Genomic DNA, 23,940 nt, shown 5'->3' on the forward strand with positions numbered 1-23,940 from the left:
TAGCAGTAGCAGTAGCAGTAGCAGTAGCAGTAAAAGAAAAAAAATATTCGTGTATTCGTGGTGATAAAAACTAAACATCTCAACTCATAAACTCTAAACTTTTTGGACAAATTAATACAAGCTGGATTATTTGGCGATGGCCTCGTAAACGTGAACGGCAGTTTAGTTAAACGCTACAACGAATGTTTGGCTTTGCTTGGGGTTTCGGCAAGTAAATTGGCAACGTTTTCAATAGATGCAAACGGATGGAGCCCAGAAATTGCGGAAGAAAAAAACAACAACTTTTATCTAAATATTGGAGAGGCAAATGCCAATGCTATAATTATTTCGCCGCAACAGGAAGGCAAACCAGTTTTTATGCCCTACCACAGTTTTGACCGTAATTTAATGGATGCTGTTTTTGCTGCGTATCGCAATCAAATTAAAGATATAACCAAAGATTCTGCCCTCGTGGTGCAGTTAGATCAAAACATAGACGCCTATTACGAAGCCTTTGATTTATTGAATTACAAAAAAATAGCAATAAGTTTTCAGGTGCTGGGCGACCTGCAAGCAAAACAAAAGGAACAGAATGACCTTATAAAACTATACGAAAAAGGCAATAATTTTATCAATCGAGAAATTCATCAAAAGTTACTCGATTCTTCCAAAAAGAATGGCGATTTACGCAATCGAAAACTTAAACTGACCGATTTGAGTTTAGATATTACATCATTTTACACAAAAGCTTTTGGAGGCGTATTTGTGTTGCAGGATTTTATAAAACCAATCCTCGTTTTTGAATCGAAAGAAACCTTCAATCAAGCAATTAAAAATACTACCTATGATGTTTTGCTATTTCATATTGAACACGAAGAATTACTAACCACGCTTAAACGCGATATAATCACTGAGATTAATTATTCGAAAGCAGCAAAATCAGAACGGTACGAACGTATAAAAAAACATCTTTTTTCAACCTATTTAAGTAAAACAGATCACCCAATTTGCGATATTTTAAACAGTAGATTATTGTTTAAAAAATATTTAAACGAATTACCTGTTGCAGCACAAAAGCAAATTATGTGCGTTGAAATATACAATCAGAAAAAAGCCGTTGAAAGCAATTTAGTGCCTGAAAATATGATAGAGCTATTTTATTTAAAGGCTTTACAGGAACCACATTCTTCGCTTCAACCAGAAGATCAGGAAATAATTTGGCAACTGTTAACTAAAGTTTTACCTGCCGACCCCGTACATTTATATTGGTACGACAAAGAAAAATTCTACAAGCAATTTGCATTGTGGGGCGATAGTTATAAAGATTGGGCAATAGATTGTATCTTAGAAGAACTTAAAAACGAAATACAATGACTTTTGAAATCATAGTTTTTATCGCCGCAGTTCTATTCGGAATTATCCTGTATTGGACAGAATCTAAGAGCAATCGAATTTACCGATTTTTCAACAAACTCACGCATAGCAAAGAGTTACAGATGAAACCTGAAAGCCGAAAAGGATTTGTACATCACCAGGATTTTCTCATGCGGTTGGTTTGGATTACGTTGTTGTATCTAATTGCAGCCGCAGTAATTGCAGTAGTATTACCGTTTGTGGTTAATTACATTCAGTATTTTATTTCGGCAATCGTGGCGACAATTCTCGGAACATATATAGCCTCATTGTTTCTTTTTGCCAGAGATAAAACCAAGAAAGAAAATCTTGAAAAAGCATACAATAAAGGCAAAGAAACCATCGGCGAATTTACACAAGACATCCGCGATAATTTTGAACCGGAAGAGGATATTGAACCCGAGCCAAAACCAAGTACAGAAACCGAAGAGCCGAAGTTAAGTGCTAGGGAAAGGTTGAAGAATAAGGGGATGATTAAATAGAGGTGAGACATTAGACTTGAGACTTGAGACTTGAGACTTGAGACTTGAGAAAATAAATTATTAGCGTTTGAAACACATTTAATTTTGAATTGATCGGTATGAAAAAATATTGGCTAAAAGGGCCGAAACAAAAAAGGATACTTATAATTAGCGGTTTTGTATTGCTGCTATTGCTGTTTTTTTTACGGGATGATTATCAACCGGTTTTACTATTTCTGCGGAGGTTTATTTTTCTTATTATAATTAGTGCTCTATTTTTATGGTTCACACTTTCAAAATTTAGGAGTGCAGCCAATGGAGGGCGACGTATTCTTATTTTGTTGGGAATTGTGGCGTTTTTTGCAAGTAGCTGGCTTTTTGGGTGGCAAATTGGACTGTATAAATTTATGCAGAGCTATAACGTATTTAACAATCTGAATTTAACTGAATTAAATGAGCTTCCCTTAACCCAAAATGAACGTATACAACCGTATAACAATATTGTTACCATGGCGTACGAAAGTATTGGTGAAACACAGGAAGTATCGCCACCACAACTAGTGCGGGTTGATAGTACTAACCAATGGACAATGGCTGTACAACCAGCAGCGGAATATACTTGGCAGCGCATAAATGATAATACTGAAGAACTTTTTTCTGTTGAAAGCACCTCGCCTTTTCCAAGGTTTTCAGATAAAAATAGAATTCCAGTAACATTTTCAATTGGCGAATCGCTTGCTTTTAGCCGAAACACCTACAATGCGGTTGTGCAGCGTTTTAATATTTTTCAACTTTTTAATTTAGAACCCACTGAAGTTTTTTATATGAAAGACGATAGCGGTAAATGGGTTCAAGTGGTGAGCTTAATTCGTTGGAAAGGTTTCTTCTTTCCCTACCCTGCTTACGGAGGCGTGATGGTCATTGACGCTGGCGAACACAATTTCACAGATTATCTAGAACGAATTACAATTGGGAAAGGCACGTATATTCCTCCCAACGAAATACAAAATCATCCGTATTTAACGCGTCAAAATACATTGTCGGAAAGAGTTTCGAGACTCGAAGCGCAATCCTTGCAATTTTTGGCAGGATTTACAGATCCGCTGCCTTGGAATATGGAAACGGCAGTAAAAATTCCAGATTTGGAAGACGATCAAAATCAGCAACCTTTTGTAACAGATTTTGATTTTAGCGGAATGGATATTGATGCATACAACGGCCTATATCATTGGTTTGGCTTAGAACCAATTGGCGAAGAACGCACAAGTTTATCATTTAGCGTACTTGTGCCTGCAGATGGAACAGATAAGTTGTACTATTACAATCACGCAGCAAAAAAAGAAGGATTGGCCGGAGTAAGTGCAATGCCTTTAAAAGTAATTGAATCGAGAAAAGAATACGATTGGTCAGTGAATAAGCCGGTAGAATTCCGACCTTTTATAAAGGAGATTGCTGGAAGAAAACGATTGTTTGTACTTTCAACAGTGACTTCAAAACGCGACGACAGCAAAAAATTTGACGGTGCCGCCACCCCAGATTTGGCATTGATAGATGTTGAATATCGCGACGTAATTTGGGTAGATGCAAAACACCCAAGCGAATGGAACGAAAAAATACTAAAACAATTGGGCGAAACTTGGAAAGCTTCAGAAGGCCTTACCGATAAAGATTTATATCCCGAGAAAATTGAAATTGATGTTCGGCCCCTGGTTGAAAAGGATTCGGTTTTAATTGAAGGGGGGGCTGGACGGAAATTGGTTGAGGAGAGTGGTCTGTAGTGTTGAAGGGAAAGACTTAGGACCGCTTCGCTATAGGATTTATGACAGCTTCGCTGTACCGACTTTGGTTAAATTATTAATGATTTTTAAATATAGTACATAGATTTGATACCTAAACTACATTACATATCTCAGGGAGAATCTCCGGCTGCGCATTTGGAAAACATCCAAAAGGCTTGCAGTTCTGGGGCAGAATTGGTGCAATTGCGTTTAAAAAATGTTCCGGAAAAGAAACTTTTAAAATTCGCGGCAGAGGCTAGAGAAATTACTTCGCATTTTCAAACTAGATTGATTATTAACGATTTTTATAAAATTGCCAGAGAAGTAAAAGCAGACGGCGTGCATTTAGGAAAAACTGACTCCTGCCCTACTGTTGCTAGAAAACATCTATACTCTTGGCAAATTATTGGCGGCACCGCAAATACCATGCAAGACTGTGATACACTTCTTGACAAACAAGTAAATTATATTAGTTTAGGTCCGTTTAGAGAAACGGCAACTAAAGAAAATTTACCGCCAGCTTTAGGTTTAACAGGCTATGCTGCTATTCTCGATATTTTGAAAACCGGCACCCCCATTCTCGCTGTTGGCGGTATTACCACAGCCGATGTAACAGCCATTCTCGAAACAGGAATTTCTGGAGTTGCCGTTTCCGAAGCAATTACTCGCGATTTTAATTCAATAAAAACATTTAATGAATTGCTTAATGCGTCTTCTACTGCTGAGCAAAAATATACGTTTGAATGATCTGGAGTTACGAGTTACGAGTTACGAGCGATGAGCGACAAATGAACGACGAGTTGCGAGCGACGAGCGACGAATAAACGATGAATTATGAGTTATGAAAATATAGCTTCGCCTATAATTGCGCTATTAGTTCTTTTTGTGTTTAGTATCTTGCATGAATAAATCTGTATTATGAAATTAAACTTATTGTCTTGTGATGCTCAGCGGCCAGATAAAAGAGCGATAGCTAACTGTATGGTTACGATTTCATTGAATATGAATGATTCCTTAGCCCATGAACTTACAGATATACTCTTAGAAGGAGATGCTGTAGACATTGAGGTTGAAGATAAAGACAGTGGTTCTGCTTTAAGAGCTTTACGAAAACTAGCTATTGACTACGAAATTATTGAATGACGAAGTTTTACTTTTTAAACAATTGAGAATTTAAAACGTTATTAATAGCACCTTATCTTATTTGGCTTCGAATGGCTACGTTTTTTAAAGGCGTATGTTCTCCTAAAAAACTACACAATACTATAGAGTTGAAAGTGCAAGCAACCGAAGGTTTATTTAATTTCTTTTAACCTATAACTCGCTAATAATGCAAGCATTACGGCTATTATTACTAAAACTACTTTAGGTTCTGGTCTTGCGAAAAACTCCAGTCCTAATGCTGATAACATCGTAATTAATAAAAATAAGAAGGCTATTTTTCCAAGGGTTTCGCTCTTATTGATTGCAAATAGTAGAAACATAACTGCCAGGCCTAATTCTGAAATACCGGTAAATATTCGGAAAAAGTCCGCATCTATTTCAATAGCATTCTCAAATTGCTTAAAACCTGCAATACTCTGCGGTTTTCCTAATAATTTAGGGATTGCAAAAAAGGTCATTACCCCAACTATTGCAAAATTGATAATTTGATTTAAGATTTTTTTCATTTTAATTTTCTTAAAGCATTTAATATATCTTCAGGTTCAGCTCTATTTCTATAGTCAGCATCTAAAAAGGCGTATTGAATTATTCCTCTTTTATCAATTACATAGGTTGCAGCCAGAGGTAATTGGTTGCTATCATCACCATTCTTTTCACTCAGACCAAATCCCGCTTCATAAATGGAAGCAACTTCGTTTGTTAGTTGAAATACAACACCATATTCTTTTCCGATTGAATTACCAACATCGCTTAAAACTGTGAATTTTAAATTGTTTTTTTCTGAAGTGCTTAAAGAATTATCCGGCAACTCGGGAGTTAATGCTATAAGCTTTGCCCCTGCTTTTTGGAATTCGGGTAGTTTTTCCTGTAAATAGTGTAATGTTATATTACAATAAGGGCACCACCCACCTCTATACCAAGTTAAGATTACAGGTCCGTTTTCTAATTCGTTGTATAAAGAAACAGACTTGTTTAACGCGTTTTTAAGTGTGAAATTTGGCACTGTATCTCCAACATTCAATGCCTTATCCAGAATTCCAGAATCTGCTACGGTTTTTATTCCTTCAGCATAAATTCTACTTTTTTCTTCGGTGAATTTACCTGCACCTTCTTTACGTTTTACGTCTAACAAGGCGTCTAAATCACCTTTATTTTTCATTGTTTCCATGTTTTTACACGATATTTTATTTCAACTGAAAAAAGCTGTGATATTAAACTGTTTTCTGTTTTTCAATTAATTCAGACAGCACTTGTTTAAAAACATCCACAGGTTGTGCGCCTGTTACTGCACTTTCTCTGTTGAATACAATGGTTGGTACAGAATTAACGCCTAAATCTTTCCAATAGGATTGTTTGCTTCGCACTTCTTTTTGCGCTTCTTCACTGTCTAATTTAGCTAATGCTTCTTCCGCATTTAATCCAACTTCTAGCAACGCTTGTTTTAAAATGTCTCTTTTAGAAACATCTTTGCGATCACTAAAAAATGCTTTCGTTAAATTCATTTGCAATTCGGTTTGTTTCCCGAATTCTTTGGCATATTCTAATATAATGTGCGCATCAAAAGTGTTTACCATTCGCATCTCATCAAAATAATCGAAAGTAAAACCAAGTTCATTCCCTATATCTGTCATATTTTGCTGCGATTCTTTTTGCTGCTCTATAGTAGAGCCATATTTTTCTGAAATATGTTCAGTTACATTCTGACCTTCAACAGGCATATTTGGGTTTAGCTCAAAAGGTTGCCATTCTATTTCTATCTGATCTTGAATACCAAGTTCTGAAATTGCCTTTTCTAAACGTTTGTAACCAATGGTACACCAAGGACATACTACATCTGAAACGATATCTATTTTTAATTTATTTGTCATAATTTCTATTTATTGATGTTAGTTAACGAACCTTATTTTGTTTGTTGCGTTTATAATACAATTTAAAAGTATGTTCTGCTATTTGCTTATTACGTTCGTATTAATAAACTCCAATTCCTTGTTTTCATTTTTGCTGCTATTTAATTTGGACGACATATTTATAAGCATGGAGTTTACTATTCTGCTTTTGTTTAAGTCGGGATTCACAATGACTGCTTTATGGAACACACCTAAGGTTTCTCGATCTGAGTTTGGGTTGCTGTTGTTGATTAAAACAATTTTATACCTATCGTTTTTAAATGGTTTAACCTTGGTGATATATGGCGAAAGTAAAGATTCATCTTCTTTAAAAACTGGTGAAAAGTTTTTAAGATACCCTTCTGGAGCCATCCCGCTATAATTAGCATATTTATAATAATCTGCTAGGTATAATTCACTTTCTATTTCACTTGGCTCGTAGCCTAACATTAAAAATGATTGTTCTTCTGCATTATCTAAATGAAAAGGCGTGTTGACTTGTTGGTCAAAGCGAACAAGCCAATGATAGGTTAGTTCTTTGTTGAATTGTTTTAATGTGAATTTAGAAAGTTCTTTCTTTAATTCAACCATAATAGATCTAAGTTGAATGGAGTTTAGATCTTTTCCGAAGTCTAAATGAATAAATCCCGCAGTATCAACATTTGTCCGAAATACATTTTCGATACAATGTTTTGCGATATTTTGTATGTTTATCTCCGCTATTTCCACACTCATTTGGGTATTGTTATTTTTTAAAATCTTCTTCCGTTAGGTTATTATTGAACTTAATATCTATCCAATTTACCTTTATCCACGGGGCATCAGTTACATCGGCTTCCCAAGTAGATTTTTTATAAATACGCTTTGTTGGAATTAAAAATCCGTCTATATTTTCATATTCAAGCTTCATCAAATTAGGATCCATCATGCCAAAATCTGCAACGGTAAACAGGAATTGATCAACCAGCGCTGTCTCTCGATTTATATAAAGTTGATACGTATCTGTGGGCTTTTTATCATTTGTATTGAAGGTTACTTTTACGATATCGTATTCGTTGCCATCTATTGCTTTTTCGCCTAAGTACTCGTATTTTATACCATCATCTAATAATTTCTGCATCATGGTAAACCAGTAAAAATTAGTGGGTCTATTAAAACGAACCCTTTTCATAAAGTCCTCCTCTGTTAAGCTTTCGCCGTTGTGTTTTAACCAGAATTCACTGCCGTTATAACCTTGCTCCATTAATCCTTCAAGCTGTGGTAATGTTCTTTCGTGTTGGTTATAAGCACCATAAGACAATTCTCCTTTAAATATATATTTCTCGGTTGCGACATCTTTTTTGCCATCTGGCGTTTGATAGGTGTAGGTATAAACAACATCCTTTTTTTCAAGAAGTTTATCGTAGTTACCTACTTTCTGAGCCATATTATATACTAATTCGTGACCTTTATTTTGAAAGTTTGGAACAGTTTCTTTTTGTGAATCTGCTTTGTTTTTATCAGTGTTGTTGCCACAAGACAATAACAATAAACTTAGAATACCAGTAAAAAATAATTTCATCGCTTTTGATTTAAAGATTGGTTTATTAATTTATTTGTAAGTTACCAGAATATCTGCTACTGCTTTTAAATCTGGTTGATCAATTTCTGTTTTTGGAGCAAGTGGAAATAATTGTTGTCCCGGTCTACCAATAAACGCGGCGCGCCAACCTGCCCACATAGCACCGGCAACATCCCATCCGTGTGCTGCAATAAGCATGCATTCTTCGGGTTTTATACCCATTTTACGTGCAGCCCAAGAGTAAGTGTCTGCAAAGGGTTTGAATTTTCCAACATCTTCAACACTTAGCCTTTCATCAAAATATTCAGTTAAACCAGCGCTTTCAAATTGTTTTTTAACCCCTTCATTTGATGAATTGGTAAACGATACTAATTTGTATCCATCTTCCTTTAATTGAGCTAGTGCGGCTTTAACTTCAGGATGGGCTGGAAGGCCACGTAATGAATTTAGTACTGTGTTTCGTGCTTCTGTTTCCGATATTGAAATATCATTATTTGCCGCAACCATTTGTAATGCGGCGGCTCCAATATTTCCAAAGCGCTCATACTGCCCACTCGCAGTAGTCACCAAAGAATATTGTAACATCGTTGTAAACCAAAGTGACAGTAGATCTTCCCTGCCATTTAAAGCTTCCCCAACCTGTTTTTTCATGCTGGTAAGATCTAAAAGAGTTTCGTTTACATCAAAAAACAATACTTTAGGTCGAACCTTAGTATCTAAATTACTTTGTTCTTTTGCTTGCACATTTCCTAAAGCCATACTAGGCATAATAATTCCTGATGCTCCCATAAGTCCTATATTTTTTATAAAGTTTCTTCTGTTGTTTGTCATTCTATTAAACCAAGATTGTTATTTATCTTTTTTAAAATGTTACAAGTTCACTTATTTGAAGTTCGCCGTCTACATTGCTGTAGTTTTTTACGTCGGCCGAAAAGACCTCTGCGTGTGGGCCAAATGAAGCTTGGAAAGTTGCAACATCATCAAACTTTAAGTGCGCAATTGCAACATACGGCGCTAATTCACCAGGAGTTTTACCTGCCAAACCTAAGTCTAATTCTAATCCTTTTAACGAATCGCCAAGTGCTTTAATAAGCATTGGCAAATGACTGTTTTTATAATATTCTGCATCAAACTTTACATCTTTGCTGTTTGGATACATTACAGATACTTTTATCATAATTGTATGTTTTTAAATAGAATTTGATTTTAATATAATTAATAAACCTTCCGAATAAACGGAAGGTTTATCGCAACCAACAAACTGTGGTTTTGGGGATTAAGAAACCACATTTTCTTTAGACCAAGCAAACTTTTTAAAACCCTCATCTACAGGTGTTTTTGCAATATGGTTTGTATAATTACTAATGGTTTTTTGAGACAATCCTAAAATGATTTCTAAAACTTGTCTTTCGCCATAACCAGCAGCATAAAATGTATTTAATTCTTCTTCAGAAACGTTTCCACGATTGCGAACCATAGATAAAGTCATGGTGCGCAATGCTTCCAATTTAGGGTTTTCAAGAGGCGTTTCGTTACGTAATGCTTCTGTTATAGTATCATCTACTTTCATCATTTTTGCAATTCCAGTATGTGCTGGAACACAATAATGACAAGAGTGCTCTACGTTTATAGATTGCCATACAACGGTTAACTCTTCTTCATTAAATGATGAGTTTACAAATAATTCGTGTAGTGTTTGGTAAGCTTCTAAAATTCCGGGCGCGCCAGCCAATACACCGTGTAAGCCTGGAATCATACCGTAAGCTTTTTGTGAATTTTCTAATAATTTTTTACTGCCTTCTGGTGCAGTTTCCATGTTGTGAACTTTTAAAGTTGTCATATTTTTTATTTTTATAATTATTATTAATAAACCAAACTAATGTTCGGTATTGGGTTAAATATTCTTGGTGTTTCGAGTATTATTCTAAAAATTTGAGACTAGGTCATCTACATATTTTTGAAACGTTCCTTCTCTAAATGTTTGATACAAGAGAATCATATCGGTATTCGATAAATGACTTGTAATTTGTGGGTTTTTAGCATCTAGATATTCTTCAAATTCATTTAGATTCTTAGAATTTTTTGAACCTCTACGGATTAGTTTAGTGAACTCTTTTTTTGTGAATATGTGTTGACCTATTTGATAGGTTTCTTCAGAGTTTGCTGCTACTTTCAGAAAATCACGATATTTAAAATTGTCTTGTGAAGCCACATCCATTGTGAAACTTGAAAGTGCATCTTTTTGCAAAACAACTTGCTCTTTATTAAGGTCGTTATTAGATATCGTGGTAGTATTTTGAGCAAATATGGATACCGAAGATATCATCAAGGATACTGTTAAGATTAAAGTTTTCATAGTGTAATTATTTAATGTTTATAAATTCCTAACCAAACGTTTAGTTTTAGGGTAAAAAAAATCTTTAAATATTGTGAAATGTCATTTCAATATAGTCTTCAATTTCTTGCTGACTGTTAACTCTTGTGGCGGCAGCTAAACCGTGTTTCGCTAATAATAAATAATTAGCTTGTTTTAATATTGTAGCTGCATCTTTAGTTGAATCCATTTTTAGTTTTTCGACGAATATTATTTTAAGGTTTTCCATAAACTCATTCATCTGCTCTCTAATAATTAGATCTTCACTTTGTGAAAATTCATTGTATGTATTCGTTACCAAGCAACCTTTCTGATTTCCTACTTGATGGCTAATATTTACCGAGTCATAAAAAAATTGTTTAATGTCTTCAACTCCTTTTGAGGCCTTTTGAAATTTTTCAAAAACGACCATTATTTTTTCCTTATAACATTTTAAGCTTTCCAAAAAGACGCCTTGTTTGCTGCCAAAACTTGAATATATTGAAAACTTGTTGATGCCCATCTCCTTCTCTAACGACTGCATGGAAGTGTTTTCATAACCATTACGCCAAAACAAATGCATTGCCTTGTCAATAACTTCAGATTCTATATATTCTTTTTTACGTGCCATTTTTAACTATTTTCCTTTCGTGAAAGCGATGTCTATTTTAATACAAGACAAAACTAAACAATTGGTTAGTTATAAAAAAGATTTTAACTTTCTTTTGTGTTTCATGGTTATGTGAAGAATTATAGATGCTAACAATAATTAGTTAATCCTAAACCCCAAGTCAAGTTGAAAATTTCATTTAGATTAGCGATACACCTTCTATTTTGAGACAATAGTCTTAGGCTTCCACCACCCGACATATTTGTTTTTTGGTTAATTAAAAAAACGTCTATAATAGTTATACCTACTTTTATTTTAATGTAATAAATATATAGTCGGTTATTTCCAATGAATCTTAATTAAAATATTGACTTTTTGCCAGAATATATTAAATCAATAGAAAAAGTTTTGCCCGCTCTTGATTATCTCTAAGGAAAGTCATTTTTAAAAAAGTCTGTCAGTAATCTAAAAAGTTGATTGTGTTAAAAATTTCATAAAAAACAGCCTATTACAAATGGATTTTAAAATATACTTTGAAAAAGTAAATTTAACTTTCAAATAAAATTTCAAAACGAAATATAGATTTTTAACAATTATCGGCAATATTCTGCAATTATATTCTTAAACTACACATAATTATGTTTATGTAAATATTGCGAATACTTCAATAAAACACACTTAAATCAAGTTTTTATTGTTTTTTTATCATCAAAATTTAAATATATTTGGTTAAAACATTAACTAAACACAATTATATTTATGAAACATTTTTTACTATCATTTTGTGCAATAGGCTTGTTTACATTTAGTGGTTATTCACAAGATCTTCCACAACAAACTACAGATGCGAACGGCAAAGTCTATTTTAAAACACTCCCTCAGTCTAGAAGTATTCTCGAAAATGAAGAACAGAGAATAAATACCATTGATTTAGACTGGAGCAATACAGATCATAATGTATCTGAAAACCCGACTGTAGATTCTTGGAATCCGAGAATGAGTGTTACCAACGATGGGACTGCGCATATTGTTTATAACGACAATCACGCAAACGGCTTGCAAAAAATTATGTATAGAATGAAAGATCCAAGCGGTACCTGGTCAACACCAATATTTGTAGATAAAGGCGGAGAAATTGGTGATAGAAATAACCACTTTCCAACTGTTCTTGCTACCGAAAATGGCGATGTTCATGCTACGTATAATGTTTGGGCTTTTGAAAATGTACGTAATTATATTGGTTATTCTTACTATAATGCAGCTACGGATACATGGAATGATGGTGTTAAGGTTTCAGATCTTGGTGGTACCGTAAACCATAATAGCGGCAGACATGAAATTTTTACAACTAGCGACAATCTACCGGTAGTAGTTTGGGGTTGGGACAATCGCGAAAATGGAACTGAAGAAGAAATTTACTTATCATATTTTGACGGTACAACCTGGTCTGCAGACATAGCTGTATCTGATCTTAATGATGGCTTTAATGCAGGTGCTCCCTACGTAGAAAACTTAGGAGGTGGAAAAACAATGATTCTTTATACACAAGACATAAGTGGCGGGAAAGAGCTAGGTTATAAAATTTATGATGAAACCACTCACGATTTAACCAGCTTCAAAACTTTACCAATAACCAATGCTACAGGCTTAAATTATAGTATAGCATCTTCTGGTAATGATGACGTAACAGTACTTACATTACATTCTGAATTAGCTCCAATACGAGCTTCTTTCACAATCTATAAGTATGATAGTACTGCAGATTTATTTGAAGTTACTTCTGACCCATTTGAGATTGATGCACCTAATGGAAATATTAAAAGAATAGATTTAGATTGTGATGCAGATGGTAACTGTGGAATTGTTTACACAGACCTTTATGCAGACGAAAATATGTTTATGTCCTACAACGACGCAGACGGATTTAGCGTTCCTTTCCAAATTAACAATGAAGACCCTTCATTGATAGGTCCTTCTTGCGAATTTGATGGTGACGGAAATTTACATGTAGTTTGGAACGATAAACGTTTTGATGATGGAGTAGATTTTGACGAAAGAGAAGTTTTTTATGAAATGGGAGGTAATACAGTTCTTAGTGTAAATTCTTATGATAATTCATCATTGTCAATCTTCCCTAATCCATCAAGAGGTGGATTTAATATTCAAACTCAAGATAGCTACACATTAACCATATTCGATTTATTGGGCAGAACTATTGCAACGCAAGAGATATCTGGACCAACAACAATCAATACAATACATAATCCCGGTACTTATATTTTACAATTTACTGGAAACGATAAGAGTATCGTGAAAAAAGTGATTATACAATAATTTATTTGTTCATTTGTTAAGTAAGAAAGACCGTTACACTTGTGTATCGGTCTTTTTGTTTTAGCTAGAATAAAACTGTAAACTAATTTACAACCACTTCTTCCTTTTAAAATACCAAATCATTCCAAAAAACACTAAAATCATTGCACCCCAGAGGTAATAGTAACCGTATCTGAAGTGGAGTTCGGGAATATGGTCAAAGTTCATCCCGTAAATTCCTGCCATAAAGGTTAGCGGTATAAATATGGAGGCCATAATGGTAAGCACCTTCATTACTTCGTTCATTTTGTTGCTAATGGTGGTCATATACATATCCATTAGTCCCCAAATCATTTCACGATATATTTCTACGCTTTCGTTTACTTGAATAATATGATCGTATAAATCTCGAATGTATTTATTTGTGCGTTCTTCAATAAGCGGTGATTCTATTTTTTCCAATCGGTTAACCACCTCGCGCAAGGGAACTACCGCTTTTCTAATTTTCAGGATCTCCTTTTTCAGTTCTTGAATTTCCTCCGTAATGTTAGGATCTTCTTTATTGTCGAAAAGTTTATCTTCCAGCAATTCTACTTTATTGCTTAAAAATTCAACCACAGTGAAATAATTATCTACTACGGCATCAAGAATGGCAAACATTAAATAGTCTGAACCCAATCCGCGAATGCGGCCTTTTCCGTGTTCCAAACGCTCCCGCAGATCGCCGAACACATCGCCTTCCGCTTCCTGAAATATTAAAACATAATCTTTGCCCATTACGAGACTTATATGCTCGTTTGTAAGTTGTTCATTATCATAATGCAACATTTTAAAAACGATAAACAGGTAATCTTCATACTCATCAATCTTGGGCCGCTGATAGGTACTTACAATATCTTCCTGAATAAGCGGGTGTAGCTCAAAATGATTTCCGAGGGTAATAATATCATCTGTGTTGCTTAAACCGTTTACATTTATCCACGTAATATTAGTAGAATCCTCGTAATTAAAGGCCTCTTCTATGTTGTTTGTTTCAAAACGATGATAGTGTTCTTTGGAATAATCTATTATATCGAGCTCTGTAACCGTAGTCGTTTTTTTCCCCGTATAACTCACGGTTCCAGGGGAAAGGTTTTTGGCTCTTTTGGGTTCTATTTTAGTAGTTTGAGTCTTTTTTCTTCTTTTTGCAGCCATAAAAAAGTGAATTATATTTTTTAAAGGTAGGAAAAAAGTAGAAGGTTTATTCTGCTTTATGGCGCTGCTGAAGAATTTTTTCTATATCGTTTAACGTAAAACCTTTTGCCTGAAGCAAGATCAGGTAATGAAAAAGCAAATCTGCACTTTCATTTAGAAAAAGATCATCATTATCGTCTTTTGCTTCAATCACCACTTCTACTGCCTCCTCGCCTACTTTCTGCGCTATTTTATTGATGCCTTTTCTGAAAAGAGAAGCAACGTAACTATCTTCATTTTCAGCATTTCCTTTTCTATTTTGTATAATGCTTTCCAACTCCGAAATAAAGCCAAAATCTGAAACATTATTTTCCTGCCAGCAAGTATCGGTTCCTTTGTGGCAAACGGGCCCCGTGGGATTCACCTTTATTAAAAGCGCATCATTATCGCAGTCAACCGCAATAGAAACAAGATTTAAAAAGTTACCACTTTCCTCTCCTTTTGTCCAAAGTCTTTGCTTACTTCTGCTGAAAAAAGTAATCTTTTTTGACTGATTGGTTTTCAAAAATGCTTCTTCATTCATATAACCAAGCATCAACACTTTATTTGTTAAATTATCCTGAATTATTGCGGGAACAAGCCCATCGCTGTATTTTTTAAAATCTATTTTCATAGTAGTTATATTCTAACAGGAATACCCTGTGATTTTAATTCTTTTTTTAATTCTGAAATCGTAATTTCTTTAAAGTGAAAAACGCTGGCAGCCAAAGCGGCATCTGCCTTTCCTTCAACAAAAGTATCGGTAAAATGTTGGACGCTTCCCGCACCTCCAGAGGCGATTATGGGAATATTTAATTCTGTTGAAAGTTTCGCCAAAGCTTCATTCGCAAAACCATTTTTAGTACCATCGTTGTCCATAGAGGTGAAAAGAATTTCTCCCGCGCCTCGCTGTTCAACTTCTTTAGCCCAATCAAACAAATCTAATTCGGTAGGTATCTTCCCTCCTACCAAATGCACAATCCATTTGCCGTCAATCTGTTTTGCGTCAATGGCAACCACAATGCACTGCGATCCAAACTTTGAAGCCAGTTCGTTTATCAGCTGCGGATTTTTTACTGCCGAGGAATTTATCGATACTTTGTCAGCTCCGTTGTTGAGGAGTATTTCCACATCTTCCATCGATGAAATACCGCCGCCCACTGTAAAAGGAATATTTATGGTTTCTGCCACTTTCAAAACTAAATCAGCCAATGTTTTTCTGCGTTCTTCGGTTGCTGAAATGTCTAGAAATACCAATTCGTCCGCGCCATTTTCGGAATAAAATTTTGCAAGTTCTACAGGATCACCAGCATCCCGCAAATCGAGGAAATTGATTCCTTTTACGGTTCTTCCGTTTTTAATATCTAGGCACGGTATTATTCGTTTACAAAGCATTTAAAATATAATTTTGGAGTTGTTTTAAACTTATTCTGTTTTCATAAATAGCTTTTCCAATTATCACACCTTCACATCCTATTTCTGCAAGTTTGGGAAGTTCATCGAAGGTTGAAATTCCGCCGGAGGCAATTAGTTTGATTCCGCTGCTATTAGGTCTTCGACTGCGCTCAGACTGACATTGGTTAATTATTTTTTTATATAAATCAAAGGATGGGCCTTGTAACATTCCATCTTTACTAATGTCTGTGCATATTACATAGCTTACACCTTCTTCAATGTATTTCTGAATAAAAGGAATTAAGTCTTCATCTGAATTTTCCATCCAACCACTGATTGCTACTTTTTCGTCCTTGGCATCCGCGCCCAAAATAATTTTTTCACTTCCGAATTTTTGCAACCAACTTTTAAAAGTTTTTGGGTCTTTCACAGCAATACTGCCGCCAGTGATTTGGTTGGCGCCACATTCAAAGGCAATTCGCAAATCTTCATCTGTTTTTAAACCACCTCCAAAATCAATTTTTAGTTTGGTATTGGAGGCTATTTCTTCCAAAATTTTATGGTTTACTATGTGCTTGCTTTTTGCGCCATCCAAATCTACCAAATGCAAATATTGAATTCCGTGTGCTTCAAACTGTTTGGCAACCTCCAAAGGGTTTTCGTTATAGATTTTTTTTGTGCTGTAATCGCCCTTTGAAAGTCGAACGCACTTACCGTCTATAATGTCTATTGCTGGTATTATTCTCATTTTTAGATATTGGATTTTAGACGTTAGATTTTAGATTTAAAAAATTCTTCAGAATTTGCTCGCCGGCAGTGCTGCTTTTTTCGGGGTGAAATTGCACGCCGTAAAAATTGTCCTTTTGTAAAGCCGTTGTGTATTGAATGTCATATTCTGAAGTTGCAATGGCTTCTTTACATAGCGGTGCGTAATAACTATGCACCAAGTACATAAATTCGTTTTCTGCAACATTTTGAAACAGCTCTGATTTCAGATTTTGGATTTGGTTCCACCCTATTTGCGGCACTTTTACGGTGTTTGAAAATCGAACTACATCCACATTAAAAACACCCAAACCTTTCGTATTTCCTTCTTCGGAAGCATTACAGAGCAATTGCATCCCTAAACAGATTCCTAAAACGGGTTGTTTTAAAGTGGGAATTACTTTATCCAAACCCGAAGCTTTCAACTTTTGCATCGCGCTACTTGCCTCGCCTACACCGGGGAAAATCACTTTTTCTGCATTTCTAATTTCATCTTCGTTGTCAGTTAAAATAGCTTCCACACCTAAACGTTTCAAGGCAAACTTTATACTTTGAATATTCCCCGCTCCGTAATTAATAATAACTATTTTCATTTATAACATTCCTTTGGTTGACGGCAGAATCATTTTTTCAGCATCACGTTTTACTGCCATTTTGATTGCTTTTGCAAAGGTTTTGAAGATTGCTTCAATCTTGTGGTGTTCATTGGTTCCTTCTGCTTTAATGTTTAGGTTTGCCTTTGCACCATCGGTAAAGCTTTTGAAGAAATGGTAAAACATTTCTGTTGGCATATTGCCAATCATTTCGCGCTTAAAATCTGCATCCCAAACCAGCCAATTTCGTCCGCCGAAGTCAATTGCAACTTGTGCTAAGCAGTCATCCATCGGCAAACAAAAACCGTAGCGCTCCATTCCCAATTTATCGCCCAATGCATTATTGAAAACTTCACCTAAGGCAATTGCCGTGTCTTCGATGGTGTGGTGTTCATCCACTTCCAAATCGCCTTTTACGGTGATTTCTAGGTCCATTTGCCCATGTCGTGCCAATTGGTCTAGCATGTGGTCAAAAAATGCAATACCGGTGTTTATAGCGCTTTTGCCAGTTCCATCTAAATTCAATTTTATTGAAATATCGGTTTCATTGGTTTTTCTGTAAATTTCTGAAACCCTCTGCTTCAGTTTTAAAAACTCATAAATCTGTTGCCAATCGTTGGTCTCTAAAGCAATGTATTGCTGAAGTTCTTCAGCCTTTATTGATATTTCCGAAGTTCCCAAATTTGTATTATCATTAATGAAAATTCCTTTGGCACCAAGGTTTTTAGCGAGTTCTATGTCTGTTAACCTATCGCCAATTACAAAGGAATTTTCAAGGTCGTATTCCTCTGAAAAGTATTTTTTCAACAAACCGGTTTCGGGTTTTCTCGTAGCGGCTTTTTCATGCAGAAACGTACGGTCGATTAAGACCTCACTGAAACGCACTCCTTCATTTTCAAATGATTTCATTATAAAATTATGCACTGGCCAAAAGGTCTCTTCGGGAAAAGAATCTGTTCCCAAGCCGTCTTGGTTGGTGATCATAACCAATTCAAAATTTAGCTCCTTGGCGATTTTTCCGAGATAGGTGAACACTTTCGGGTAAAAAATCATTTTATCAAAAGCATCAATTTGTTCGTCGACGGTTTCTTTTATAATTGTGCCGTCGCGATCTATAAAAAGTACACGTTTCGTCATCATTTCAATGTTTTTAGTGTGGCGATTAGTTTTTCATTTTCTGAAGTTGTGCCAATGGTTATTCGTAGTGTATTCTCACAAAGCGGCTGCGAACTTCTGTTTCGTACCACAATGCCATTTTCCAACAATTGTGAGTAGCGTTTATCTGCATCATCTACTTTTATGAGGATGAAATTCGCATCTGTTGGATATATTTTCTCAATAAAATCTACTTTTACTAAAGCTTTAAATAATTGCCCCTTTGCCTCTATTAATGATTTAACATCGGTTTTAACTTTAGTATTGTTCTGCAGTTGCTCAATTGCAGTTATCTGAGTAAGTTTATTGATATTATAGGGAGGTTTTATTTTGTTTAAAACCGCAATTATTTCTGCGGAAGCATAACAAATTCCTAGTCGAATTCCCGCCAAACCGTATGCTTTAGACAAAGTTTGGGTAACAATTAAATTGGGGAATTCGCTTAGTTTTGAAATCCAACTTTCCGCATTTGCAAAATCGATATATGCTTCATCAATTATCACTAATCCCTTAAAATTGTTGAGCAAGCTCATTATCCTTTTGGTAGAAATTAAATTACCCGTTGGGTTGTTGGGAGAACAAATGAATAATAGCTTGGTGCGCGTATCTGCAGTTCTTGAAATTTCGTCCAAATCTGGCTGAAAATCTGAATCTAGCAACACTTCCCTATTTTCAATATCGTTCAAATTAGCCAAAACGCGATACATACCGTAGGTTGGCGGCAGCGTAATTACGTTGTCTCTGGCTGGTTCGCAAAACGCTCGGAAGATTAAATCGAGTACTTCATCGCTACCATTACCCAATAGCATTTGATCCACCGGAATGTTCTTTTGCTTTGAAAGAATGTTTTTCAATTGTCGCTGCTGCGGATCGGGATAACGATTTACGTCAGTTTCAAAAGGATTTTCATTCGCATCGAGAAATATCATTTCGCGGTCAAAATCTTTAAATTCATCACGCGCCGAGCTGTATGGCTTCATTTTGGCCACATTTGGACGGATGAGGGATTGTATGTCAAATTTGTTTGTCATATTCTTATATTTTAAAATCACGACCCTTCGCCTGCGCTCAGGGTGACAGCGTATTAAACCAGGTAATTATTTTAAACTATTCGATCTTAAGGTCACAGCGTTTTTATGAGCCTGTAAACCTTCGGCTTCTGCCATTGTTTCTATAGCCTTGCCTATGTTTTGGATTCCTTTTTTAGAAATTTTTTGAAAGGTCATGTTTTTCAAAAAACTGTCTAGATTTACACCACTATATTGCTTTGCATAACCATTGGTTGGTAAAGTGTGATTGGTGCCCGAAGCATAGTCACCAGCGCTTTCAGGCGTGTAATTTCCAATAAATACAGAACCTGCATTTTGAATGTTTTCTGTAAAAAAATCTTCTTCCTTTGAAATTACAATAAAGTGTTCCGGAGCGTATTCATTAATAAGATTGATTGCTTGTGTATTGTACTCAACCAATATCAGTTTTGAATTTTCAATAGCTTTCGCCGCAGTTGCGTTACGCGGTAAAACCTGAAGTTGTTTTTCAATCTCTTTTTCTACTGAAATCATAAGTTTTTCCGAAGTTGTAACCAGAATTACCTGGCTGTCTGCGCCGTGTTCCGCTTGTGATAAAAGGTCTGAAGCAACAAAGGAAGCATTGCCTGTTTCGTCAGCAAAGACCAACAATTCCGAAGGACCTGCAGGCATGTCTATTGCTACGCCGTATTTGGTTGCAATCTGTTTTGCAACAGTTACAAACTGATTTCCCGGTCCGAATATTTTATACACCGAAGGAACCGTTTCAGTGCCAAAAGTCATAGCCGCGATGGCTTGAATTCCTCCGATTTTAAAAATTTTGGTAACGCCACACAACTTGGCGGTATATAAAATTGCGGGGTTGATATTGCCAAGTTTATCGGGTGGTGTACAGAGAACAATTTCCTTGCATCCCGCAATGTTTGCGGGAATAGCCAACATTAAAACCGTTGAAAACAAAGGCGCAGATCCCCCAGGAATATACAATCCCACCTTTTGAATAGGCCGTTTTTCTTGCCAACAAACCACACCTTCGGTAGTTTCTACAGTAATTCTCTCGGTTTTTTGAGAACTGTGAAATTTTTCGATGTTTGCTTTTGCCAGATTAATTGCGCCTTTCAATTCATTTGAAACCTCTTTTTCAGCAGCAGCAATTTCTTCATTTGAAACTAATAGATTTTCAATAGAAATACCATCAAAAAGCTGGGTGTATTTCTTTACAGCCGCATCACCTTTTGTTTTTACTTCTGAAAATATTTCGTTTACCGTGGCTTCAATATCGGCTATGGTTTGGGTGGGTCTTTTTAGAAGAGCACTCCAAGTTTCAGGTTTCGGGTTATATATTTTATTCATCTTAATTAATTCAAATTCGTCGTTCGTATTTCGTCGCTCAAAATATCATTTTTTCAATTGGGCAAACTAGAATTCCTTCGGCTCCAGCTGCTTTAAGCTCTTCAATTACTTCCCAAAAAGTATCTCTATTTACAACCGAATGAATACTGCTCCAGCCCTCCTCGGCCAATGGTAGCAACGTTGGACTTTTAACGCCCGGAAGAATTTTAATAATCTCTTCAATCTTATCGTTTGGAGCATTTAGAAGCACATAACGCGAATCGCGACCTTGCAAAACCGATTGGATTCTGAAGTAAAGTTTATTCAGGATTTTACTGCTGTCGTCTGTAATAGTTGGGGAAACAGCCAAAACGGCTTCACTTTTTAAGATAACTTCCACCTCTTTTAAATTGTTTTTAAAAAGAGTGCTGCCGCTGCTCACTATATCGCAAATAGCATCTGCCAGCCCAATATTGGGCGCTATTTCTACACTTCCATTAATTATGTGAAGCTCTGCCTCAACTCCTTTTTCTTTTAGATAATTTCGAGTGGTTTCTGGGTAGCTTGTAGCAATTCTTTTTCCGTTGAAATCTTCAATAGAATTGTATTTGACATTTTTTGGGACGGCTAGTGAAACTTTACATTTTGAAAAGCCCAAACGACCCACAATTGAAATTTCATTGCCTTTTTCAACTAAAAGATTTTCACCAATAATGGCACAATCCACCACGCCATCTTTTAAATATTGCGGAATATCGCCATTGCGTAAATAATAGATTTCTAACGGAAAATTGGATGCCGAAGCTTTTAACTGTTCGCGACCATTGTCTATATAAATCCCACAATCCTTTAGCAAGGCAAGCGATTCGTCGTGAAGACGCCCTGATTTTTGTACTGCTATTTTTAATTTTTTCATTTTTTGAAATGTTATTTAGTTGAGTTTTGGGCACAAAAAAACCCGTTTGATTGCTCAAACGGGTTTTGAATATTGTTAAGTTATACAACAGTCATATCACCTCGCAGGAGCGTGGAAAAGAATATGATGATGATGTAATACTGTTTTGTTCATAATTGTGAGGACAAAACTAAACAAAAATTCTGTTTAACAAACTGTGAATATAAAAATTTAACGCTTTATTAATTTTTGATGCAAATTCTTTACTTTCACCCAAGCAATTGTGAACTGCTGAAAAATCAATACATCTTATGCATTTAGCCACCCTCGACTGGATAATTATTATTTCATTTTTTATAATTTTTATTGCAATTGGTTTGATTGTAGCAAAACAATCTGGGAAAGACTCAAAATCCTTTTTTCTCTCTGGTAGAAATATGCCTTGGTGGTTGCTGGGGGTAAGTATGGTAGCTACAACATTTGCGGCCGATACGCCTAACTTTGTTGCTGGCGTTATTAGAGAAGATGGCGTTTTTGGAAACTGGATTTGGTGGAGTTTTCTATTAACGGGTATGTTGACCGTATTTTTCTATGCCAAATTATGGCGAAAAAGTGGTATAACAACAGATTTAGAGTTTTATGAATTACGCTATAGCGGTAAAAGTGCTGCATTTTTAAGAGGCTTTCGCGCTATTTATCTGGGCGTATTTTTCAATATAATAATTATGGCAAATGTTTGCTTGGCCGCAATTAAAATTGGTCACGTAATGTTTGGACTATCATCTTATCAAGTATTGTTAATTGCTTCGCCCGTAGTAGTTATTTACTCAGCTTTTGGTGGTTTAAAAGGGGTATTATTAACAGACTTTGTACAATTCATTATTGCGATGGTGGGAAGTATTTGGGCAACTATTTATATTGTAAACATGCCTGAAATTGGAGGAATTGAAAAACTCCTCTCCACCCCTGCTGTTGCTGCAAAAACAGCAATGCTTCCCGACTTTTCAAAACCTGAATTATTAATTCCGTTGCTCATTGTTCCACTTGCGGTGCAATGGTGGAGCGTTTGGTATCCCGGCGCAGAACCCGGTGGTGGAGGTTATATTGCGCAAAGAATGTTAGCCGCAAAAGATGAAAAACACGCTACCTATGCAACACTATTTTTCAATTTTGCACATTATGCACTTAGACCGTGGCCTTGGATAATAATTGGATTGGCATCTATTATTATATTTCCAAATCTTGAAAGTTTACAAGCAGCTTTTCCTAATTTGAATCCTGCTTTTGTGAAAAACGATTTATCGTATCCTGCAATGCTAACATTTTTACCAGCTGGATTGCTGGGAATTGTAATTACATCCCTAATAGCTGCGTTTATGAGTACAATTTCAACGCATTTAAACTGGGGAAGCTCCTATGTAGTGAATGACTTTTATGTTCGGTTTCTTCGGAAAGGTGCCACAGATAAAGAACAAGTAACAGTTGGAAGAATTTCGACCGTTGTAATGATGATTTTTGCGGCTTTGCTGGCCCTGGTTTTAGAAGAAGCACGCGATGGTTTTAATCTGCTACTTTCTATTGGAGCCGGTACCGGCTTACTCTTTATTCTACGCTGGTTTTGGAGCAGAATAAACCCATACAGTGAAATTGCTGCGATGTTAATTTCTTTTGTAATTGCTGCCTTCTTCTTTATAAATGGAAAAATGGATACACCAATGGTAGAAATGGCTGGTCACTGGCAATTGGTTGTGGGAGTTGTGGTAACTACAATTGGGTGGGTACTTGTAACATTAATGACTAAACCGTCAAAAGCAGAAACGCTGAACAGTTTTAATAGCCTGATCTTTGGAAATGAATCTAAGTTTAAAGGTTTTGGAATGAAGATTCTCGGGTTCTTTGCTGGTGTAGTTGGTGTTTATTGCTCTTTGTTTGCCATCGGAAATTTTATTTACAGCAACAATATTTTGGCGTCTATATTAACGGCTGTAGCTGTTATTTGCGGATTAGTGATTATAAAATCGTTTCAGAAGACGCAGTTGTAAGGTCA

The 23,940-nt window shown here is 35.7% G+C and carries 26 protein-coding genes; 7 read left to right on the forward strand and 19 right to left on the reverse strand.

Annotated elements, in window-relative coordinates; genetic code table 11:
* Positions 1 to 102 precede the first annotated feature (102 nt).
* The 5 genes from AC3RVG_RS03405 (at position 103) to AC3RVG_RS03425 (ending at position 4,774) form a co-directional block, all read left to right on the forward strand.
* Complete coding sequence (locus tag AC3RVG_RS03405) at positions 103 to 1,353, forward strand: DUF6638 family protein (RefSeq protein WP_489690028.1); 1,251 nt, start codon at positions 103 to 105, stop codon at positions 1,351 to 1,353.
* On the forward strand, positions 1,350 to 1,874 hold the full coding sequence (locus AC3RVG_RS03410; RefSeq protein ID WP_489690029.1) for a hypothetical protein: 525 nt from the start codon (positions 1,350 to 1,352) through the stop codon (positions 1,872 to 1,874). Before AC3RVG_RS03405 ends, AC3RVG_RS03410 begins: the two co-directional genes overlap by 4 nt.
* A 98-nt stretch (positions 1,875 to 1,972) precedes the next feature.
* A complete protein-coding gene (locus AC3RVG_RS03415; protein WP_489690030.1) occupies positions 1,973 to 3,631 on the forward strand; it encodes a hypothetical protein in 1,659 nt (552 codons plus the stop codon).
* Between the two features lie 105 nt (positions 3,632 to 3,736).
* Positions 3,737 to 4,378: a thiamine phosphate synthase gene (locus tag AC3RVG_RS03420; protein WP_489690031.1), complete on the forward strand. Its 642-nt coding sequence runs from the start codon at positions 3,737 to 3,739 to the stop codon at positions 4,376 to 4,378.
* Between the two features lie 171 nt (positions 4,379 to 4,549).
* The gene (locus AC3RVG_RS03425) at positions 4,550 to 4,774 is read left to right on the forward strand and encodes a hypothetical protein (protein ID WP_489690032.1); all 225 of its coding nucleotides are present in this window, start codon (positions 4,550 to 4,552) and stop codon (positions 4,772 to 4,774) included.
* 152 nt (positions 4,775 to 4,926) lie between these two features.
* Here AC3RVG_RS03425 and AC3RVG_RS03430 read toward each other — a convergent pair whose 3' ends face one another.
* From AC3RVG_RS03430 to AC3RVG_RS03475, 10 genes are all read right to left on the reverse strand, one after another.
* Positions 4,927 to 5,301 (reverse strand): DoxX family protein, encoded by a 375-nt coding sequence (locus AC3RVG_RS03430; protein WP_489690033.1) that lies wholly within the window; start codon positions 5,299 to 5,301, stop codon positions 4,927 to 4,929.
* A complete protein-coding gene (locus AC3RVG_RS03435; protein WP_489690034.1) occupies positions 5,298 to 5,954 on the reverse strand; it encodes a peroxiredoxin-like family protein in 657 nt (218 codons plus the stop codon). The genes AC3RVG_RS03430 and AC3RVG_RS03435 overlap by 4 nt, the downstream gene beginning before the upstream one ends.
* Positions 5,955 to 6,006: 52 nt before the next feature.
* Positions 6,007 to 6,663 carry a DsbA family oxidoreductase gene (locus AC3RVG_RS03440; protein WP_489690035.1) on the reverse strand — a complete coding sequence of 219 codons (657 nt, stop codon included), beginning with the start codon at positions 6,661 to 6,663 and terminating at the stop codon, positions 6,007 to 6,009.
* Between the two features lie 78 nt (positions 6,664 to 6,741).
* Entirely contained in the window at positions 6,742 to 7,416 is a 675-nt protein-coding gene (locus AC3RVG_RS03445; protein ID WP_489690036.1) for a hypothetical protein, read from the reverse strand.
* A gap of 10 nt (positions 7,417 to 7,426) precedes the next feature.
* A complete protein-coding gene (locus AC3RVG_RS03450) occupies positions 7,427 to 8,242 on the reverse strand; it encodes a hypothetical protein (protein ID WP_489690037.1) in 816 nt (271 codons plus the stop codon).
* Positions 8,243 to 8,272: 30 nt separating this feature from the next.
* Positions 8,273 to 9,073 (reverse strand): haloacid dehalogenase type II, encoded by an 801-nt coding sequence (locus AC3RVG_RS03455; RefSeq protein ID WP_489690038.1) that lies wholly within the window; start codon positions 9,071 to 9,073, stop codon positions 8,273 to 8,275.
* A gap of 31 nt (positions 9,074 to 9,104) precedes the next feature.
* A complete protein-coding gene (locus tag AC3RVG_RS03460; RefSeq protein WP_489690039.1) occupies positions 9,105 to 9,419 on the reverse strand; it encodes an EthD family reductase in 315 nt (104 codons plus the stop codon).
* Between the two features lie 99 nt (positions 9,420 to 9,518).
* Entirely contained in the window at positions 9,519 to 10,082 is a 564-nt protein-coding gene (locus AC3RVG_RS03465; protein WP_489690040.1) for a carboxymuconolactone decarboxylase family protein, read from the reverse strand.
* An 84-nt stretch (positions 10,083 to 10,166) separates the two neighbouring features.
* Positions 10,167 to 10,568, reverse strand: a complete 402-nt coding sequence (locus AC3RVG_RS03470; RefSeq protein WP_489690041.1) for a hypothetical protein — start codon at positions 10,566 to 10,568, stop codon at positions 10,167 to 10,169.
* A 94-nt stretch (positions 10,569 to 10,662) separates the two neighbouring features.
* On the reverse strand, positions 10,663 to 11,226 hold the full coding sequence (locus AC3RVG_RS03475) for a TetR/AcrR family transcriptional regulator (RefSeq protein ID WP_489690042.1): 564 nt from the start codon (positions 11,224 to 11,226) through the stop codon (positions 10,663 to 10,665).
* A gap of 738 nt (positions 11,227 to 11,964) precedes the next feature.
* Here AC3RVG_RS03475 and AC3RVG_RS03480 point away from each other — a divergent pair.
* Positions 11,965 to 13,539 (forward strand): T9SS type A sorting domain-containing protein, encoded by a 1,575-nt coding sequence (locus AC3RVG_RS03480; RefSeq protein WP_489690043.1) that lies wholly within the window; start codon positions 11,965 to 11,967, stop codon positions 13,537 to 13,539.
* An 87-nt stretch (positions 13,540 to 13,626) separates the two neighbouring features.
* On the opposite strand, the gene corA is transcribed toward AC3RVG_RS03480, so the two are convergent.
* From corA to hisG, 9 genes are all read right to left on the reverse strand, one after another.
* Entirely contained in the window at positions 13,627 to 14,712 is a 1,086-nt protein-coding gene (corA, locus tag AC3RVG_RS03485) for a magnesium/cobalt transporter CorA (protein WP_489690044.1), read from the reverse strand.
* 46 nt (positions 14,713 to 14,758) lie between these two features.
* On the reverse strand, positions 14,759 to 15,364 hold the full coding sequence (gene hisIE / locus AC3RVG_RS03490; RefSeq protein WP_489690045.1) for a bifunctional phosphoribosyl-AMP cyclohydrolase/phosphoribosyl-ATP diphosphatase HisIE: 606 nt from the start codon (positions 15,362 to 15,364) through the stop codon (positions 14,759 to 14,761).
* Positions 15,365 to 15,369: 5 nt separating this feature from the next.
* Positions 15,370 to 16,125, reverse strand: a complete 756-nt coding sequence (gene hisF / locus AC3RVG_RS03495) for an imidazole glycerol phosphate synthase subunit HisF (RefSeq protein WP_489690046.1) — start codon at positions 16,123 to 16,125, stop codon at positions 15,370 to 15,372.
* The gene (gene hisA, locus AC3RVG_RS03500; protein WP_489690047.1) at positions 16,115 to 16,873 is read right to left on the reverse strand and encodes a 1-(5-phosphoribosyl)-5-[(5-phosphoribosylamino)methylideneamino]imidazole-4-carboxamide isomerase; all 759 of its coding nucleotides are present in this window, start codon (positions 16,871 to 16,873) and stop codon (positions 16,115 to 16,117) included. The genes hisF and hisA overlap by 11 nt, the downstream gene beginning before the upstream one ends.
* Before the next feature lie 16 nt (positions 16,874 to 16,889).
* Positions 16,890 to 17,483, reverse strand: a complete 594-nt coding sequence (gene hisH, locus AC3RVG_RS03505) for an imidazole glycerol phosphate synthase subunit HisH (RefSeq protein WP_489690048.1) — start codon at positions 17,481 to 17,483, stop codon at positions 16,890 to 16,892.
* On the reverse strand, positions 17,484 to 18,620 hold the full coding sequence (gene hisB, locus AC3RVG_RS03510; protein WP_489690128.1) for a bifunctional histidinol-phosphatase/imidazoleglycerol-phosphate dehydratase HisB: 1,137 nt from the start codon (positions 18,618 to 18,620) through the stop codon (positions 17,484 to 17,486).
* Positions 18,620 to 19,669 (reverse strand): histidinol-phosphate transaminase, encoded by a 1,050-nt coding sequence (hisC, locus tag AC3RVG_RS03515; RefSeq protein ID WP_489690049.1) that lies wholly within the window; start codon positions 19,667 to 19,669, stop codon positions 18,620 to 18,622. The genes hisB and hisC overlap by 1 nt, the downstream gene beginning before the upstream one ends.
* A gap of 66 nt (positions 19,670 to 19,735) precedes the next feature.
* Positions 19,736 to 21,019 carry a histidinol dehydrogenase gene (hisD, locus tag AC3RVG_RS03520; protein WP_489690050.1) on the reverse strand — a complete coding sequence of 428 codons (1,284 nt, stop codon included), beginning with the start codon at positions 21,017 to 21,019 and terminating at the stop codon, positions 19,736 to 19,738.
* 37 nt (positions 21,020 to 21,056) lie between these two features.
* Entirely contained in the window at positions 21,057 to 21,914 is an 858-nt protein-coding gene (hisG, locus tag AC3RVG_RS03525) for an ATP phosphoribosyltransferase (RefSeq protein WP_489690051.1), read from the reverse strand.
* A 290-nt stretch (positions 21,915 to 22,204) separates the two neighbouring features.
* Between hisG and AC3RVG_RS03530 the strand changes: the two genes are divergently transcribed.
* Positions 22,205 to 23,935 carry a sodium:solute symporter family protein gene (locus AC3RVG_RS03530; protein WP_489690052.1) on the forward strand — a complete coding sequence of 577 codons (1,731 nt, stop codon included), beginning with the start codon at positions 22,205 to 22,207 and terminating at the stop codon, positions 23,933 to 23,935.
* Positions 23,936 to 23,940 lie beyond the last annotated feature (5 nt).

This window comes from Aequorivita sp. IT1282 (assembly GCF_058068205.1).

Coding starts and splice junctions, on each gene's coding strand:
- AC3RVG_RS03410 (WP_489690029.1), top strand. CDS start 1,350: ATGACTTTTGAAATCATAGTTTTTATCGCCGCAGTTCTATTCGGAATT.
- AC3RVG_RS03415 (WP_489690030.1), top strand. CDS start 1,973: ATGAAAAAATATTGGCTAAAAGGGCCGAAACAAAAAAGGATACTTATA.
- AC3RVG_RS03425 (WP_489690032.1), top strand. CDS start 4,550: ATGAAATTAAACTTATTGTCTTGTGATGCTCAGCGGCCAGATAAAAGA.
- AC3RVG_RS03430 (WP_489690033.1), bottom strand. CDS start 5,301: ATGAAAAAAATCTTAAATCAAATTATCAATTTTGCAATAGTTGGGGTA.
- AC3RVG_RS03435 (WP_489690034.1), bottom strand. CDS start 5,954: ATGAAAAATAAAGGTGATTTAGACGCCTTGTTAGACGTAAAACGTAAA.
- AC3RVG_RS03440 (WP_489690035.1), bottom strand. CDS start 6,663: ATGACAAATAAATTAAAAATAGATATCGTTTCAGATGTAGTATGTCCT.
- AC3RVG_RS03445 (WP_489690036.1), bottom strand. CDS start 7,416: ATGAGTGTGGAAATAGCGGAGATAAACATACAAAATATCGCAAAACAT.
- AC3RVG_RS03450 (WP_489690037.1), bottom strand. CDS start 8,242: ATGAAATTATTTTTTACTGGTATTCTAAGTTTATTGTTATTGTCTTGT.
- AC3RVG_RS03455 (WP_489690038.1), bottom strand. CDS start 9,073: ATGACAAACAACAGAAGAAACTTTATAAAAAATATAGGACTTATGGGA.
- AC3RVG_RS03460 (WP_489690039.1), bottom strand. CDS start 9,419: ATGATAAAAGTATCTGTAATGTATCCAAACAGCAAAGATGTAAAGTTT.
- AC3RVG_RS03465 (WP_489690040.1), bottom strand. CDS start 10,082: ATGACAACTTTAAAAGTTCACAACATGGAAACTGCACCAGAAGGCAGT.
- AC3RVG_RS03470 (WP_489690041.1), bottom strand. CDS start 10,568: ATGATATCTTCGGTATCCATATTTGCTCAAAATACTACCACGATATCT.
- AC3RVG_RS03475 (WP_489690042.1), bottom strand. CDS start 11,226: ATGGCACGTAAAAAAGAATATATAGAATCTGAAGTTATTGACAAGGCA.
- AC3RVG_RS03480 (WP_489690043.1), top strand. CDS start 11,965: ATGAAACATTTTTTACTATCATTTTGTGCAATAGGCTTGTTTACATTT.
- corA (WP_489690044.1), bottom strand. CDS start 14,712: ATGGCTGCAAAAAGAAGAAAAAAGACTCAAACTACTAAAATAGAACCC.
- hisIE (WP_489690045.1), bottom strand. CDS start 15,364: ATGAAAATAGATTTTAAAAAATACAGCGATGGGCTTGTTCCCGCAATA.
- hisF (WP_489690046.1), bottom strand. CDS start 16,125: ATGCTTTGTAAACGAATAATACCGTGCCTAGATATTAAAAACGGAAGA.
- hisA (WP_489690047.1), bottom strand. CDS start 16,873: ATGAGAATAATACCAGCAATAGACATTATAGACGGTAAGTGCGTTCGA.
- hisH (WP_489690048.1), bottom strand. CDS start 17,483: ATGAAAATAGTTATTATTAATTACGGAGCGGGGAATATTCAAAGTATA.
- hisB (WP_489690128.1), bottom strand. CDS start 18,620: ATGACGAAACGTGTACTTTTTATAGATCGCGACGGCACAATTATAAAA.
- hisC (WP_489690049.1), bottom strand. CDS start 19,669: ATGACAAACAAATTTGACATACAATCCCTCATCCGTCCAAATGTGGCC.
- hisD (WP_489690050.1), bottom strand. CDS start 21,019: ATGAATAAAATATATAACCCGAAACCTGAAACTTGGAGTGCTCTTCTA.
- hisG (WP_489690051.1), bottom strand. CDS start 21,914: ATGAAAAAATTAAAAATAGCAGTACAAAAATCAGGGCGTCTTCACGAC.
- AC3RVG_RS03530 (WP_489690052.1), top strand. CDS start 22,205: ATGCATTTAGCCACCCTCGACTGGATAATTATTATTTCATTTTTTATA.